This is a genomic window from Spirochaeta isovalerica, assembly GCF_014207565.1.
GTDB classification, from domain to species: domain Bacteria; phylum Spirochaetota; class Spirochaetia; order DSM-2461; family DSM-2461; genus Spirochaeta_F; species Spirochaeta_F isovalerica.
Genome location: NZ_JACHGJ010000005.1, coordinates 64237 through 80224 on the forward strand (window position 1 = coordinate 64237; position 15988 = coordinate 80224).

Annotated in this window: 8 protein-coding genes and 1 riboswitch; of the genes, 4 read left to right on the plus strand and 4 right to left on the minus strand. The window is 46.6% G+C overall.

Annotated elements, in window-relative coordinates; genetic code table 11:
* Positions 1 to 4: 4 nt before the first annotated feature.
* Positions 5 to 901: a DMT family transporter gene (locus HNR50_RS13270; protein WP_246434020.1), complete on the minus strand. Its 897-nt coding sequence runs from the start codon at positions 899 to 901 to the stop codon at positions 5 to 7.
* Between the two features lie 299 nt (positions 902 to 1200).
* Here HNR50_RS13270 and HNR50_RS13275 point away from each other — a divergent pair, with 299 nt between their 5' ends.
* Together HNR50_RS13275 and HNR50_RS13280 are read left to right on the plus strand one after the other, a co-directional pair.
* A complete protein-coding gene (locus tag HNR50_RS13275; RefSeq protein WP_184747258.1) occupies positions 1201 to 3288 on the plus strand; it encodes a tetratricopeptide repeat protein in 2088 nt (695 codons plus the stop codon).
* A gap of 13 nt (positions 3289 to 3301) precedes the next feature.
* Positions 3302 to 8539, plus strand: a complete 5238-nt coding sequence (locus tag HNR50_RS13280; protein WP_184747259.1) for an Ig-like domain-containing protein — start codon at positions 3302 to 3304, stop codon at positions 8537 to 8539.
* Between the two features lie 71 nt (positions 8540 to 8610).
* Here the strand turns inward: HNR50_RS13280 and HNR50_RS13285 are convergent, their stop codons facing one another.
* On the minus strand, positions 8611 to 11763 hold the full coding sequence (locus HNR50_RS13285; RefSeq protein WP_184747260.1) for an InlB B-repeat-containing protein: 3153 nt from the start codon (positions 11761 to 11763) through the stop codon (positions 8611 to 8613).
* A gap of 248 nt (positions 11764 to 12011) precedes the next feature.
* Between HNR50_RS13285 and HNR50_RS13290 the strand changes: the two genes are divergently transcribed.
* Together HNR50_RS13290 and HNR50_RS13295 are read left to right on the plus strand one after the other, a co-directional pair.
* On the plus strand, positions 12012 to 12641 hold the full coding sequence (locus tag HNR50_RS13290; RefSeq protein WP_184747261.1) for a hypothetical protein: 630 nt from the start codon (positions 12012 to 12014) through the stop codon (positions 12639 to 12641).
* 37 nt (positions 12642 to 12678) lie between these two features.
* Entirely contained in the window at positions 12679 to 13125 is a 447-nt protein-coding gene (locus tag HNR50_RS13295) for a hypothetical protein (protein ID WP_184747262.1), read from the plus strand.
* On the opposite strand, the gene lysC is transcribed toward HNR50_RS13295, so the two are convergent.
* Complete coding sequence (gene lysC / locus HNR50_RS13300; protein ID WP_184747263.1) at positions 13118 to 14455, minus strand: lysine-sensitive aspartokinase 3; 1338 nt, start codon at positions 14453 to 14455, stop codon at positions 13118 to 13120. The two genes, HNR50_RS13295 and lysC, sit on opposite strands and share 8 nt — an antisense overlap.
* Before the next feature lie 58 nt (positions 14456 to 14513).
* A riboswitch (Lysine riboswitch) is annotated at positions 14514 to 14691 on the minus strand.
* 38 nt (positions 14692 to 14729) lie between these two features.
* On the minus strand, positions 14730 to 15986 hold the full coding sequence (locus tag HNR50_RS13305) for an alanyl-tRNA editing protein (RefSeq protein WP_184747264.1): 1257 nt from the start codon (positions 15984 to 15986) through the stop codon (positions 14730 to 14732).
* Between the last annotated feature and the right edge of the window lie 2 nt (positions 15987 to 15988).

Sequence of the window (15988 nt, forward strand, 5' to 3'; positions counted from 1 at the left end):
TTGGTTAAAAGAGGAACAGCAGGGTGGTTCCCCCGACAGCCAGAACCGTGCCCAGAATCGCGCCGGCGGAAACCTTTTTCCGGAAAACAAAAATATCCACCGGTAGAAGAAGCACGGGGCTTACCTGCATCAGAGTTGTGATTATCCCCACCGGCGCCCAGTTCAGTGCGTAGAGGCTGAGAATGATCCCGAGAACCGGCCCCACGACAACAGCGAAGAGAAGAAGTAAAAAGTTACCTATCGAACGGAATGCGGCGAAATCGCTTCTCACCTTCTTCCGGATAAGAGAATAGATGAAAAGCCCGGCCAGGCCGGCGATTATGCGGATAAAGTTCGTCGAAACGGGATGGACACCCTCCATCATTCCCATCTTTGCGAAAATGAGTCCGATCGCTTGGGTCAGCGCCCCGAGGAGGGCGTACAAAACGCCGCGTACGCTATGGCCGTGTCCCTGGTTCTTTCCGTCCTTCTCTTCGAGAATAACCCATATGACTCCCCCCAGAATGATGAGGATGCCGGCTGTTTTAACAAGAGAGAGCGTCTCTCCGAGAAAAATCCAAGAAAAAACGAGACTGAATACAGGACTGGTGGTCATGATGACGAGAGCTTCCCGCGGGCCGATCTCCACAAAAGCCCTGAACAGGAACAGATCGGCAACGAAAAAGCCGAAAAATCCCGATGCGAGAATCAGGATTAGCGGCTGCACAGGAAGACTAAAGGGCGACAATTGCCCCGTAAAAAGATAATTTACCAGCAGCATGACCGGAACAGCCAGCCAGAGACGAATGTGGGTGACCGCATCGGATCCGGTTTTCCTGCCCAGATGAGAATATATTAGTGAATTCTGAGCCCAGCAGAGGGCGGTCAATAAGGCGAAAATCTGCCCCAGTATCATTTGCATGGATTGAATATGCCTTATGAAGGATAAAAATGCAACTTTTTAATTTTTAGAAAAAAAATTAATGGTAGGGCGGAGTACTTCAGTATATATTTATAACAGCCGATGTTCACATTCCTGCTCTACTATAAAAAGGCGTATAAATTACTAAGAGATATCTGTTGTTAGCGGGTTTTCATTTTTACATTATTTATGATTCTTTTCCCCGTTTTGTGAGTAATATGTCGCTTCCGGAGTTATACTTATAAAAGACACACAATATTTTTCAGCAAAATATCACTTTCTTTTTCAAGGGTATTCATATGAAAAATAAAACCGCCGGAATAGCCCTTGCGCTATTCCTTTTTTTCCTCTCATCGGCTGCTTTCGCACAGATCAATGAAAACACGAGCATACAGATTTTTCCCCAGTTCAATCTCGGCCTGCCCGGGGGCAGAATGGGCGACCTGGGTGCGACGATAGGAGGGGGCGCGGACCTGAAGATTCAGCACCTTTTCGACTCGCTGCCCTTTCTCTACCTGGAAGGGGATGTGACGGCGGGGGTTCTCCCTTACCCCGGGAACAATCTGGTCATGCTGACTGCGGGCATGGGAGTCGGCGTAAACCTGAAGCTTTTGAACCGCATGAGCCTCGATGTCGGGGCACAGGGCGGATGGTATCTGGGACTGGTTTCCGGAGAGGAGGGAGTCTTTTCCAACCCCTGGTTCGGAGGAAACGTAAACGTCCTTTTCGATATGACCCCGAACCTCACTTTGACAGCGGGAGCCGGCTACAAATATTTTATTTATCCCGACCAGATGCTCCACCACGGTTTGAGTTTCCAGATCGGCACGGTGTTCCGCCTGGGCTCGAAAGACAACCGTTCGGAACTGGAAATGGAATCGATCGAGATCGATCCTCTCTTCCCCATCCTCTATGAATACTACAGCGACAACGCCTTCGGAAAACTGATTATTAAAAACACGGAGCGGAATACCATTGAGGATCTGAAAGTATCTTTTTATGTGGATCAGTATATGGAGCAACCGGAAGTCTGCGCGACTGTGCCACTTTTAAAAAGAGGAGAAACGGCCGAAGTCGATCTTAAAGCGATTTTTACGACCGGACTGCTGGATCTGACCGATACCTCTAAAGTGTCCACTGAAATCCAGGTCAGCTACAATCTTCTGGGGCGGAAGATTTCCTACTCGACCCCACAGACCATCCGGGTTCTGGGACGGAACTCCCTGACCTGGGACGATGACCGCAAAGCCGCCTCATTCGTTTCGGCAAAGGACCCGACCGTGCAGCTCTTCGCCCGGAATACGGCGGGAGTCATCAGAGAGCTGGACCAGAGCGCCATAAATCTGAATCTGAGGATTGCCCTGGGGATTTTCGAAACCCTGGAGCTTTACGGAATGAACTATGTAATCGACCCGGCATCCTCCTATATCGAAATGTCGGAAAACTCCGATGCTGTGGACTTTGTCCAGTTTCCCTCCCAGACTCTGACATTCCGCGCGGGCGATTGCGACGACCTTTCCGTTCTGGCTACTTCTCTGCTTGAATCGGTCGGCATTGAAACAGCCTTTATCACCGTACCCGGACATATTTATATGGCCTTCTCCCTGGGCATAACCAAAGAGGAAGCCAGGAGGACCTTTACGAATCTCGATGAATTCGTTTTCCACGACGACAAAACCTGGATTCCCGTGGAAATAACCCTTCTGTCGGAAGGCTTTCTCGAAGCCTGGAAATACGGTGCCAGGGAATGGCGTGAATACGACGGACTGGGGCGCGCCCAGTTCTATCCCGTCCATGATGCCTGGACCAAATACAAAGCGGCGACCGTTCCCGGAGGAGCCCTGCCGCTCCTGTTCCCCTCCCAGGAGAACATGATCAGCAACTACAACGAAAGCCTTGATATCTTTATCGAAAGGGAACTGGAACCTCATGTGGCGGAATTCAGTGAAAAACTCCAGCGCCGCGATACGGCCAGACTGCGCAACAGTTTCGGCGTCGTCTACGCCAAATACGGAAAATACGACAAAGCGGAGGAGCAGTTCAACCGCGCCCTCCGGATGGAACCGGATTTCGCTCCCGCCATGATCAATATGGGAAACATTCTCTTCCTGCAGAAAGAAATGGATGCCGCATTGAATATGTATAACAAAGCAGACGCACTTAAACCGGATACGCCGACGATTATCGCCGCCATTGCCAAAACCCGGTACGAAATGGAGCAGTACGATCAGGTTAAGAACCTCTATCAGGATCTTCAGAACAAAGCTCCCGACCTGGCCGCCCAGTACGCCTACCTGAACAACGAGATATCGGTTATCGGCAGAGCTTCGGCGGCGCGGGCCAACGTGGTCACAGACTGGGAAGTGGACGAGGAAAACGAGGAGTAAAGGAGAGAAGAGGATGAGCAGAAGAAAACTTTTAATCAAAATGAAATTACCCTTACTGGTCCTTCTGGTCGTCCTTTTCGGATGCTCCAGTCCATTGATGGAGACGATTGAGGAGGAGGTTGAGATTGTTGTAACTCCTCCTTCGATTTCTACTTTGTATCCTGAGTCGGGAGCGACAGGGGTTGCGATTGATATTGATAATATTGTTATTACTTTCAATAAAAGCATAGCCGAGTCGAGCGTGAGCAGTACGACGATTGTTGTTACCAATGAAGAAGGTTCTGTTGTAAACGGTTCGTTCACAGTTTCGGGGGAAACAGTAAACTTCAATCCGAGCAATAATCTAAGTTATAAAACAGTCTATTCCGTATACATAAGCGACAATCTTCTCGATGTAAATGATAACAGCATAGAAGCTGATTTTTCCTGGTCTTTTACTACGGCCGATGCCCCCTCGTCCATAAAACCTCAGATAAAATCTCTTGATATAGACAGCGGGAGAGGTTTTACAAATTCTGCAGATGTATCGATTAATATATTTGCGACAGATTATAACGGCGATACGGACAACCTTAATTTCAGGTATAGAAAATCCGGTGATACTGATTGGAGTTCCTGGACAGCTTTGACTAATGGATCAGGTTCAGCTCCTATAACTCTTGATATAACACCGGGAGTAACAGAGTCATTCTCATACGAGACTGAAGTTATCGATGCATCGTCTGTTAAGTCACAAGTAACATCATGTGATATAACCTATGAAATCCAGCCGCCGACACCCTTGGATTTTAACTGGGATGATCTGTCATATTTTCCTTACAATGGAACATTACTTCAAATAACATTTGATGAGGCTCTGGCTCCTGAAAGCATAACAGACACTGATTTCATTCTTGAAAAAGTATCCGATTCCTCTCTGGTACCAGGCACAATAGGTCTGAAATCTGTTGGAGATGAACCTGACAGAATTCTCGAGCTCTGGGATCTTGAACTTGAGCCGAATACGGCATACAGGGTTATTCTTCAGCCGACGGTTTCAGACTTGGCCGGGAATCAGCTGGGAGGAGATGAAAATGTCTGGATTTTCAATACCGGAGATTCAATCGATACAGACCCTCCAGACGGCCCCGTTTCCCTTGTAGATGAGGTTTATGGGAAAGTGGTGCCTTTGCCGACCGGAACAATAGCCAAAGGAACGGATGAAGAGATTCGATTAGACTTTTCCCAGATTACAGATGATTTCAGCACTATAGTTAAAATGAAAATCTGGGGAAGCAGCAGTAATGCCGGAATTACAAACGGCCAAACCGAAGAAGAACCGGCTGATGCGGATGCAGAAACATTTGCCTTGACAAAAGACTGGCTTATGGAAGCCGGAGACGGGGAAAAATACCTGAAAGTAAAATTCAGAGACTCGGCATTGAACTGGTCAGACGAAAAAATCGTGAAAATCATCCTCGATACAAAAGGCCCGGATGATTTATCAAGTCCCATTGTCTTAATTGAAAACGGTTTGAGCTATACAAACAGGGAAGACAGAATCATCAATTTGAATTTGTCATCAGTAGATCCAAGCGGCATTTACAAAATGAAGCTTTCGACAACTAATGGCGAGCTGGATGCACTAGCGCTTCCAGTTCGGGGTGATTATCCCGATGATACTGCCTACCAGAATGCCCTGGATGAGTTCGATGACTGGAACAATAATTTTTCACTGCAATTACCCGACACAGACGGCCCTTATACCATTTACGTGAAGACTTGGGACTATCTGGAACAGGGATCTTCAGTTGGCAGCTCCAGCACAATTACTCTTGATAGAGAGAGTCCGACCATAACTTATCCCGGTCTCCCCTTTCTACTGAATACATCCCTTCAGATGCAAAATGGAACGGACTACAGCATTACTGACAATACGGCAATTACAGATTATCAGTGGTCAATGATCAGCGGCCCCGGAAGCGTCTACTTCAACGCGGAAGTAGATGGAGAGGATTCAGATGATGGAGCTGATATTGCATCTCCTTACATTTGGGCCGATACAGACGGCGACTATTTCATTCAATTAACAGTTACGGATAGTGCAGAAAATATAGGAACACACGATCCGATTCCACTCTTATGGGATACAACACCTCCAGCTGATATTGCAGATCTGGCGGTTCAGGGAAACAATCCGGAATTTACAAATTCCGCTCAACCGGAATGGACCTGGAGCGCTTCTACCGGTGCAGATTTCTACAGGGTGAGCTTTGACGGTTTCAGTACTTATACGGATGTTCAGCAAACGTTCTACAGCCCGAACACAGCATTGGCGGAAGGTTCGCACACTCTTTCAGTAATAGCTTATGATTATTCCGGAAACTCTTCAGCCCCGGCATCCCGGGATATTAAAGTAGATACTATTGCTCCGGCAATTAATATTTCAACCTTTCAATATATCGCTAACTTTGATAATCAGGAAATTACGATTGATTTCAACGGTGGCGATGGTTCAATCTCAGAATCGGGAAGTGGATTAGCTTCAACTGTCTGGTCAAAAGGTTCCGGTCCGGGAACGCTCAGTTTTACTAACCCGACAGAGAAAGTTACAAATGTAAGCGCAAATATCGATGGTGATTATGTTATAAACCTATCTGCCTTTGATGTCGCAGGAAACTTTTCAACAGTACAGCTTCCTCTACTTCGGGATATAGTAGCTCCAGCCGCACCTGACCTTACAGGCCCGACCCTTACCCCTAGCGTCAGGCCGAACTGGTTCTGGTCCACAGGAGGCGGCGGTATGGGCGTTTACCAATGGAACCTCGATACTGATGCCGATCCGGACTGGTCAGCCGAAACAGACGATACGACATTCAGCCCTTCAGATGATCTTCTCGGAACACCTCCGGGGATCGATCATACTCTTTCTGTAAGAGAAAGGGATATTGCCGGTAACTGGTCGGCACCTTCCGATTGGACCGTTGAAGTAGATACGAGCGCCAAAACTCCTCCGGAAATTGCCATAAATGATGCATATCCGACAATTAGAAATGTCACCGAAATAACGTGGAATGCCGTCTCGGGTCTCGGCGGAGCCGGAAAGCAGTACCGGTACAGAATCGATGGAGAAGCATGGCACACGGTTGCCAGCCCTCTGTCAACATCCCCGATCACTCCGACAGTATTGGAGAAATTCGACGGTCTCATGGACGGGAATCATACTCTGGAAATTCAGGAATATATCGATGATCCCACAGAATGGCAGGAAGATAAAACAGGAACCCATACTATAACTGTAGATATTACCCCTCCCTCAAAACCGAACCTATGGGGAACGGGTAACGTTACTGTTGACGATGACAGAACGGCAACAAACGACACAACTCCCACTTGGACATGGTCCTCCGGAGGAGGTGGAGGAATCGGCAAATACAAATACAGATTTAACAGTACAAACCCGGATAATGATGTAAATACAACTGGATTGAACCACACTGAATCATTAACTGACGGGACATATTATCTCTATGTATCTGAAAGAGATCAGGCAGGCAACTGGTCGGATGAAGCATACCATGAAATTACTGTCGATACTATTAGACCTCGAATAACTGATGTCTTAATAACAGGTCCGACTCACCCCGATGACAGCGATTACACCTATACAAACAGTACTTATGTAGATGTACAGATTACTGGTGACATTAATGGTTATGGCGGGACAAATGTCGGTCCGGTAAAAATACGTTACTACGATTACAATCCTTCCGGCTGGAAAATCTCCGGAACCTTTTTTACGGGATCTTCGACAACAATCAATACGACTCTAGCCTCTACAAACGGGACCAAAACTATTTATGCTGAGTTATATGATGAAGCAGGTAATTATTCGGGATATATAAATGATTCGATTATACTTGATACGATAGCTCCATCGGGAACATTTTACATAAATAATAACGATACGGCCACGCCATCACTTTCATTTAAAATGACTCTTAATTATACGGACAACCTTACAGGTACTGCTGATCTGGAAGTTAGAACAGCCAGTGTATATAATGGTTCCTGGAACAGCTATAGAACATATGCTTCTACTATGTCCTCAGACTTTCAATTTTCTCCTTCCAATGGTAATAAATATGCTTATATAACAGTAAGAGACCAGGCAGGGAATTTAGCAGGAGCGAACTATGAAATAAGCGATTATATATATTTCCAATTAATAAACATGACCTATGCGACCAAAGGGTCATCTTCGACAACAGTTTCAGCATATTGGACTCCTGTCAGCGGTGCTTCCGGAACAACATATTATCACTTGTATTCATCTACAGAAAATGGAAACCCGAATACCGATCCCATCACAATGACCTCTGAAGGCCTTTCAACCAGCGGATCGGTAATTACGGAAAGTCTTGCTGCCGATGAAAAGGAAAAATTGCGCTACTATTATGTTAAGCCCTACAATGCAACGACTGGAGGCTGGGGTCCCTATTCTCCGGCTGGAGTACTGGGCTTCGGTTCCAATATCACAATCATTTACAGCCCTTCAGATGCTACAATTGCCAGTAACCTTAAAAGTCAGCTGCAATATGATCTGCCGACAGCCATACCATCCTATTATTCCGGAACTCAACCGGTATGGACAGTGACACTTCTGCCTGAAGCCCTTGTAAGTTCAACCTATAGTTCATACAACACGATTTACGGAGATCCGGTGATTATCACACCCAACTCAAGTCTCTACGCGACTGCAAACAAAGTGAGAAATATTGTGAGCAGCAATAAGGGAGTCGTCGCAATGGGTTATTATGGTGGGCTCAAATTCCTGGAAACAGCATCGGATAACTGGACAAGCTGGGGCTATCCGGCGACGACGACAACAGAAGCCTATCAGCAGCCCAACGAAATCTGTTATGGGAATTCATATACTTATCTGGCTGATAAATACTATATGTATACCTGGCGGTCAGGTAATACAGTATGGACAAGTCCTATAAGTTCAACACGTATCCCGACTACAACCAATGAGGATCAGGTAGCTATCGGAACTTCTTCCAGTCCTTTGAACGAAAGAGGACTATACAGACCGGGAAGAGATAATCCTGTAAACGGATGGTTATACGGAAGATCACAAAATTACTCAGACCGATTTCCGGTTGTCCGACAGGGAAGGTTCTTATACTATGGATACGACGGCTACTGGACAAACACGACGGGTTGGGCATACTGGATCAATCTGATAGCCAGAATGGATAATTACTAATAGAACAAAGGCGACCGAATGGCCGCCTTTTTTTATTCAGGCCTTAATGACTACAATTAAGCCTACTTTTTTTAGAATCGCCTGACTGCCCGGACTCTTAACTCTTCATCTTTAGTATAAGAACCGGGTGAAAACCAATCCCCGTCAAATGCATAAGCCTCGGCAGAATCAACAGTCAAAGACGTGGAACTCCAATAACTGCCAACAGTCAAATCACCCCTAAAGTTAGAACTCATAAAAGCATCCATTTCCATTAACGACGGAAGATACCAGTCATCATAAATTACCGAATCATTAACAATGGAATAATCATCGCACAACTGTGCTGCGTATGTCCCGATACCCTGAGATGAGATGATTTGAGAAGTATTGATTAAACCGGCACCCAAATCAAATCCGTCGGCAGTACTATCCGTATTGACTCCATTATTCCAGCTAATACCGGAACTGAGGTCGCTGGGGGATGCTTCTATATAGCGCCAACCATCGGAATAACTGCCTTTATCAGCAATAATAATACCCCCAGCAGGACCTGTAGCCCCTAACGCTGTCCATTGTGCATAAAGATCCATATCGGAAGCCATCATCTCTATGGTATCTCCAGCACCGAAAACAATTCCCGTATTTTCTCCATTCTGATACAATGCCCATGAATTAAGAACAAATGTTAATCCGTCTTCGTTTTTTACCAGTTCTCCCGGATTATCCGCCAGCACAACTGAACTATACGCCTCTACAGTCTGAGGCCCCGGAACTGAACCGCCGGACGCTTCTGTATCGTAATAAGTAATGGTATATTCATTGATATCCCAGAGAGCATAGAGAGTTTTCCCCATTGTATCCATTGTAATGGAATCGCCATCGGAATAGGACACACCTGAACCGTCAGGCTCAGTATTCCAGCCGGAAAAATGAGCTTCCTCCCTTACAAAACCGTTGAGAACAAGAGTACCCGTTTCCAGATATACCAGCTCCTGAAAATCCATAAAGCCTTGAGCTGCAGGATCATTTTTATCGAATTGAATCGGGTATAGTTCAGGCCCCCAAATAGCATAGAGAACGAGATCTCCTGTTCCGCCGAAAAAGTAATCCCATTCTGCAAAAGATGTGCCTGAACCATCCGGATCCGTATTCCATTCGACGAAAGTAAATCCCGAATTCTCAAAAGAGCAATTCAAAGCCATCGAAGGAATAAAGGGGTTCGCAAACAAAACAGACATAGACATATCCCCTACCGCGTTCTCATCATTCTTATCATAAATAACCGAATAGGAAATATCAGTCCACTGGGCATACAAAGTCACATCTCCGGACCCCATCTCAAAAGAAGCTCCGTCGGAAAATGCTGTACCACCACCCCATTGGCTCGTACTCCATCCGGCAAAAACATAAAAATCCGCTGAGAAAGCGTTAACGGGTAGAACAATGACTTCTCCGTACTCCAGAACGGCCTCATTCATGGAACCGGTGACCGATCTCTCCGGCTCCATCCCGTTTCCGTCAAAACGCAGATGGTATGAGTTGATCTCCCAAAGGGCATATAGATCGACATTGCCGATTTCCATAATAAAAGGATCTTCATCACCGTATACCATTTCTCCTCCGGGAGAAGTCGCCCAACCGGCAAATGACCAACCTGTTTTCACAAACTGATTGGGATCCAGAGTTTCAGTTGATCCATTCAATATGACCTGATCATCCATTGAGCCGGTAGCTTCGCTATCATTTTTATTGAATGTGATCGTATAGGGTGACGGAGTCCATCGGGCGTAGAGAATGACATCTTCCGCACCCATGGTAAATAGAGCCTGATCTTCATAGAGGATCGGACCATCAGTTGTTTCCGCCCATCCGGAAAAAATCCATCCGGATTTCGAGAAGTTATTGGCTGTCAGACTGCCGCTTGACTCACAAGCCAGATATTGTTCAGCCATGAAACCGGCCGCGTCCCCGTCATTACTGTTAAAAGTTATCGAATATGTATTTGGCGTCCATTGTGCATACAAAACAGTATCTTCAGATCCCATCGTATAGTCTGCCTCGTCGGCATAAACCACGCTGCCCGATGGCGATGCAGCCCATCCGGCAAATGACCATCCGGGTCTGGTAAATCCATTGGCACTAAGATAGTGAGTCGAGTCGCAATCCAGATATTGTGGAGCTGTTTCCCCGGTTGCGTCCTCATGATTTTTATCAAATGAAAGTTCATATGTCAGTGCTGACCAGACAGCATATAAAGTCGTATCTGAAGATCCTATAAGAAACTCATCATTATCTGCATATTCTGCTGTTCCGTCATCGGCTGTGGACCACCCGGCAAAGGCGTATCCGTTACGAACAAATAAGTTGGGAGCGAGCAAAGCCGTCAGTCCTTCCCGGAACGTCTGATAGCCCATGGTTCCGGTACCGCCATTGGCATCGAAAGTCACATTATGTGAAGGGCTCTGAGTCCAGACTGCATAGAGGGATTCATTGGAATCTCCCATGGAAAAATACCACTGATCCGCATATACGATTATTCCCTCAGGGCTGACAGCCCATCCGGCAAATGTCCAGCCGGGATACAGGAATGCATTGGCATGAAGAGGCACACTTGCCCCGCGGGGAATGATCTGATCGGGCATATCCCCCATAGCGTTTTCATTGTTTTTATTAAAGGATACGGTCTGATTGACAATCCATCGGGCGTAAAGAGTCACATCTGATTCGCCCATGAGAAACGCCTCGCCTTCGGAATAATTGGTTCCGCTTCCGTCAGGCCGTCTGTTCCACCCGGAAAAAGAGAATCCGTCCTTCGCCAGATTCCCCGTGTTGCCGGCGACAGGAACAGTCATGCCGGTTCCGTATTCCCGCGTAGATAGGGGAACGGTACCCGAAGTATTTCCATTACCATCATAGGACAGAGAGTGGCTCTCCGCCCAGGTTGCATATAAAGTTGTATCTTCTGTAATCAGGATATAATTTGTTGTACCATAGAATAATGCCCCGCCTTCAGGAGAAGTTGACCAACCGGCGAATTCCCACCCGGCCCGGGAAAATTCATTTTCCTTAATCGGAACAAGATCGCCGCTGTCGACAATCTGATCCTCCATAACACCACTGGCATCTTCGCTATTCTTGTCAAAAGAGATGGCCAGAAGCTCCGGTGGAGTGATTAATAGCTGATCACAGCCTGATAGTATCAGAAATGTTAATGATAGAACAAAAAGGAAGGTACGTCGCATAATATTCTCCTGTTGCCCTGACAGAGGCACTATACATTATATCAATGGATATCGGATTGTTAAATGAATTTTAGATTCAAATCATTATTAACAATTGAGATATTCTTCTTTCTCGGGGCATATTAAAAATATTTAGATAATAATTAAACTATTATCATCATTTTTTTTTCTTGACATTAAACACCTATGTGATGTATTTAACTCTTGACTCTTGCAGAATTGAATTTTTAAACAATAGAGGTATGTAAATGAAAAAAAAGGTTCTAGCTTTAGCTCTTCTTCTGACTCTGGCTTTAAGTTCCTGTGCGACACTTAAACTGGAAGGCTCTATGCTTGGTTCTCTTGACGGGATTTCCCGAATTGGCGTTACCAGTGTTTCTTACGGAGAGAGAACTCTACCCGTAATCCCCCTGATAGATGCGGGTCTGCATAACGCTGCCGTCAGTTCTGTAAAAGAAGAGCTTCTTGCAGCTGAATCAGAAAATGCCGAGGTAATAACTTCAGCCATAGTTAATGGTGTAGCCGCCCGTACGGATTCCGATGCTGTCGTAGTTGATTCCGACCCGGCTCTTTTCGAAAATGAAGAATCGTCAGCAGATCATGCGGTATCCATAATCCAGGAGAAGGAACTCGACGCTCTTGTCGTTGTTACAACCCGGGTCGAAACAAGTGGCGTTAGCGGCTTCGGAATTAATGGTGCAAACTCTGTTAAGCTGAAAATAAAAATATTCGGAAGCGACGGCTCATTGATATCAGAAGGTTATTACAGAACCGCTGCTGAGATGACCAAGCCTAAAGATGTTAATGCTTACAGAGCCCTACTGAGAAGCTCTAATGAAAATATTGATTCTCTTCTGGATCTTTTATTAATCAAATAATGTTTATCGGGGTTCCTTCGGGACCCCTACTTTGCATATGAATAACATTCTGAAATTTGTCTTATTCGCTACAACACTCACGTTTATATTCTCCGCTTGTTCTCAAAAGAAAATAGATGACAAAGCACATTTCGTCAGGGGAAAGGAAACTCATGAGGATCTGCTCCCATCGGAAGAAAAGGCATTAGCCGAATTATATCTGGAAATTCAGGTGAAGATGTTTGAAATTATCGAGACCGAAAACCCGGAAGATGGAATTGCCATTATCAATAGACTGATCGATGATGCCGGGGGCTTCGGATTAAGCTATGGAAAAGCGTCGAGATCCTCAAAAGATAAAATAAATACGCTCATTATCTCCGGTATCGAAAGCTATAAAGGCGAACTGAATGAATTGCAATCCAAACTGCTTTCTTATTACGAAAACGATAAGGATTTTGCTGAATGCTATGACATCTTTATCAAATCATTCAACCTCAACTGAAAAACTCATCATGCAGCGACTGTATCGTCCCGATCAGCTTCTCCTCCGGCACGACAATGGACAGATTCGTATCGGAGGCTCCGAGGGAAATCATCCTGATCGGCGTCCCGTTCAGCGATCCGAAAACCCGTGAGACAAAAACCGAATCCTTCCACAATTCCTGGCCGACCAGACAGATAATCGATTTGTTGGACTCGACAGTCACCGTGCCCATTTCCTCCAGTTCCTTAACGATCCCCTCCACGCTTTCAGCGTTTTCGATCGTCATGGATACCGAAACCTCGGAAGTGGAGATAAGGTCGACGGAAGTCTTGTATCTGTCAAAAATTGTAAAGATATTCTTTAGGAACCCGTAGGCATTGAGCATATTGGACGAAGAGATGGAAACCACTGTGATTTCCCTCTTTCCGGTTATGGCCTTGACTCCTTTGTCGTTAACGGCAGGCAGAATCGCCGTTCCCGGAGCCTGCGGATTGTGTGAGTTTTTAACCAGCACGGGAATCTGCTGCTTAACCGCCGGCTGGATGGTCGCCGGATGAACGACCTTTGCTCCGAAGAAAGCCAGCTCTCCCGCTTCCGAATAGGTTATGCTGTCAATGGTTTTGGCACCCTTTACAAAGCGGGGATCCGATGTCATTATCCCGTCGACGTCGGTCCAGATCTGGACTTCCTGAGCCGACAGGGCAGAACCGATGATGGTTGCCGAATAATCGCTTCCTCCGCGGCCCAAAGTTGTGGTTACCCCTTTTTCCGTGGAAGAAATAAATCCCTGGGCGATAATGAGCTTGAGAGGTTCGGGAAAGACCCTATCTCGAACAGCTTTTTCGGTTAATGCCCCGATGGGGCGGGCGGAATTGAAGTTCTCATCGGTTATAACAAAATCCCGCGAATCAAGCAGTTCCGTATTGATTCCCCTCTCCAGGGCACGGGCGGCAATCAGTCTGGTGGAGAGCAGTTCGCCGAAGGACAGAAGGGCGTCACGGCTGCGGGGACTGCATTCGTGCAGAAGCGACAAACCCTTCACCAGCGATGAGAACTGGGACATGAGCTCGCTCACTGCGGCATAGGTCGATTCCAGGTTACCGCCTGTCAGAAATTCCTTTGCCGTATTGAGGTGATGATCGCTGATTTCACCGGTCAGCCGGTACGCTTCTTCACTGTCGCCTTCGACGGCATGGACAATGATTTCTTCAATTTTATTGGTGGTTTTCCCCATGGCGGAAGAAACCAGTACGGGAGCGCGATCGAGCTGCGCTTCCGCGATATCGAGTATTCTATCGATTCTTTCGGCATTCTCAACTGAAGTTCCGCCGAATTTAAGTACTATCATGGGAAAAGTCTCCTTTATGTAACAACCGGACACCTGGATAAAGGAGCTGAATATGAGAAATACCAATAGCTCTCCACTGCCAGGCAGTGACAGCCTCTGACGTTTTAGCGCCAGAAACCAGAATAATACCTATGATGAAGTCTTATTCTTCGGCGGCGGACCCCTTTCGGCCAGCGTCATCGGGGCATCACCCCCTCCGCTGCTTACTGATGATCAGCCGCACCTCTATTGATCCGGTTTGTTGCCCCTACATTAGATGAAAAGCCCTCAGTGGTCAAGAGAAGGCCGATTCAAATTGATCGGCAAAAACATCAATCTCTTCAGTCTTTCCGATCTTTCCCTGCCAGAGCGGCGCTTTCCCGCCTCCTTTTCCATCGAGAAGGGACAGAAGGTCATTCCGGAACACATTGAAGTCAGTATTTTCTTTATGAGAGATAAGGGCCCACTGCCCCGCTCCTCCACTGATGTTGAGCAGACAGAGATGAATGTTATCGAAGGAACTGAGGGCTATGGTTATCTGCTTGAAATAGGACGGATCAGCCTTATCAAAAAGAAAAACCTGCTTTCCCGACTGGTTTTGGCCCCTGATCTCCTCCGCTTTCAGAGATGCCATCTCCTTCAGAAGGTCGCTGTTTCTTTTTTTCTCCTCACCAAGAGCACCCATGAACCGGTTAAACTCGCTTTCTATTCCAGAAAGGGGAACGGAAAGAGCCTCTCCTATTTTATCTGTCAACTGCGATTTGGTCCTGTAATCGCGGTAAGCCCGGTTTCCTATCAGCCAGAACAGCCGCAGCCTTCCCCTCACCTTCTCCTGTTTCTGGAATTTAATAAGACCCACTTCTCCGGTCCGTTTCAGGTGCACGCCGCCGCAGGCCGCCAGGTCCTTGATTCCCGGAGAAAAGCTTTCAAAATCATCAGCCAGTGCTTTTGCGGCATCTTCAAGGGCCTCTTTGCGGTTTTCCAGAGACTCGCCGCCGATCTGTACGAGTCTTACATCCTCAGTGAATTTGGTATCTCTTCTCAAAGGGAACAGAGATATGGGGATATCTCCGTTAAGGAAGCAATATACCGGATGATTGGCACAGACCAGTTTATTGGCTTCATCTTCGATAAGCTCTATGGTTTCAGCGGGAAACTCGCTGTGATCGATTTCGATGGATGTGTAATCTTCCGCCTGATGGACAGCTACGGTCGCAGCTCCGGCAACCCGCTTCAGCACAGCCGAAAGGATATGCTGTCCCGTGTGCTGCTGCATATAATCCATCCGGAATATCCGGTCGACTTCACCCTTCAGCTCATCGACTGAAGGTTTTTCTTTTAAATAATGAAAAACATGTCCCTTATCTTTCTGTACATCGACGACTTCCTGCCCGCCGAGGAGCCCCCGGTCTGCCGGCTGTCCCCCGCCTTCGGGATAAAAGGCCGTCCGATCGAGCTCGAGCTTCCACAAACCTTTTTCCTCAACGGCAGAGATGACGGAGCATGTAAAACTATAGAGATAGGGATCGTTATAAAAGAGTTTTTCTGTCATAT

What these genes read in the sequence shown, in the direction of transcription:
- HNR50_RS13270 (WP_246434020.1), bottom strand. Translation starts at nt 901, where the DNA reads ATGCAAATGATACTGGGGCAGATTTTCGCCTTATTGACCGCCCTCTGC.
- HNR50_RS13275 (WP_184747258.1), top strand. Translation starts at nt 1,201, where the DNA reads ATGAAAAATAAAACCGCCGGAATAGCCCTTGCGCTATTCCTTTTTTTC.
- HNR50_RS13280 (WP_184747259.1), top strand. Translation starts at nt 3,302, where the DNA reads ATGAGCAGAAGAAAACTTTTAATCAAAATGAAATTACCCTTACTGGTC.
- HNR50_RS13285 (WP_184747260.1), bottom strand. Translation starts at nt 11,763, where the DNA reads ATGCGACGTACCTTCCTTTTTGTTCTATCATTAACATTTCTGATACTA.
- HNR50_RS13290 (WP_184747261.1), top strand. Translation starts at nt 12,012, where the DNA reads ATGAAAAAAAAGGTTCTAGCTTTAGCTCTTCTTCTGACTCTGGCTTTA.
- HNR50_RS13295 (WP_184747262.1), top strand. Translation starts at nt 12,679, where the DNA reads ATGAATAACATTCTGAAATTTGTCTTATTCGCTACAACACTCACGTTT.
- lysC (WP_184747263.1), bottom strand. Translation starts at nt 14,455, where the DNA reads ATGATAGTACTTAAATTCGGCGGAACTTCAGTTGAGAATGCCGAAAGA.
- HNR50_RS13305 (WP_184747264.1), bottom strand. Translation starts at nt 15,986, where the DNA reads ATGACAGAAAAACTCTTTTATAACGATCCCTATCTCTATAGTTTTACA.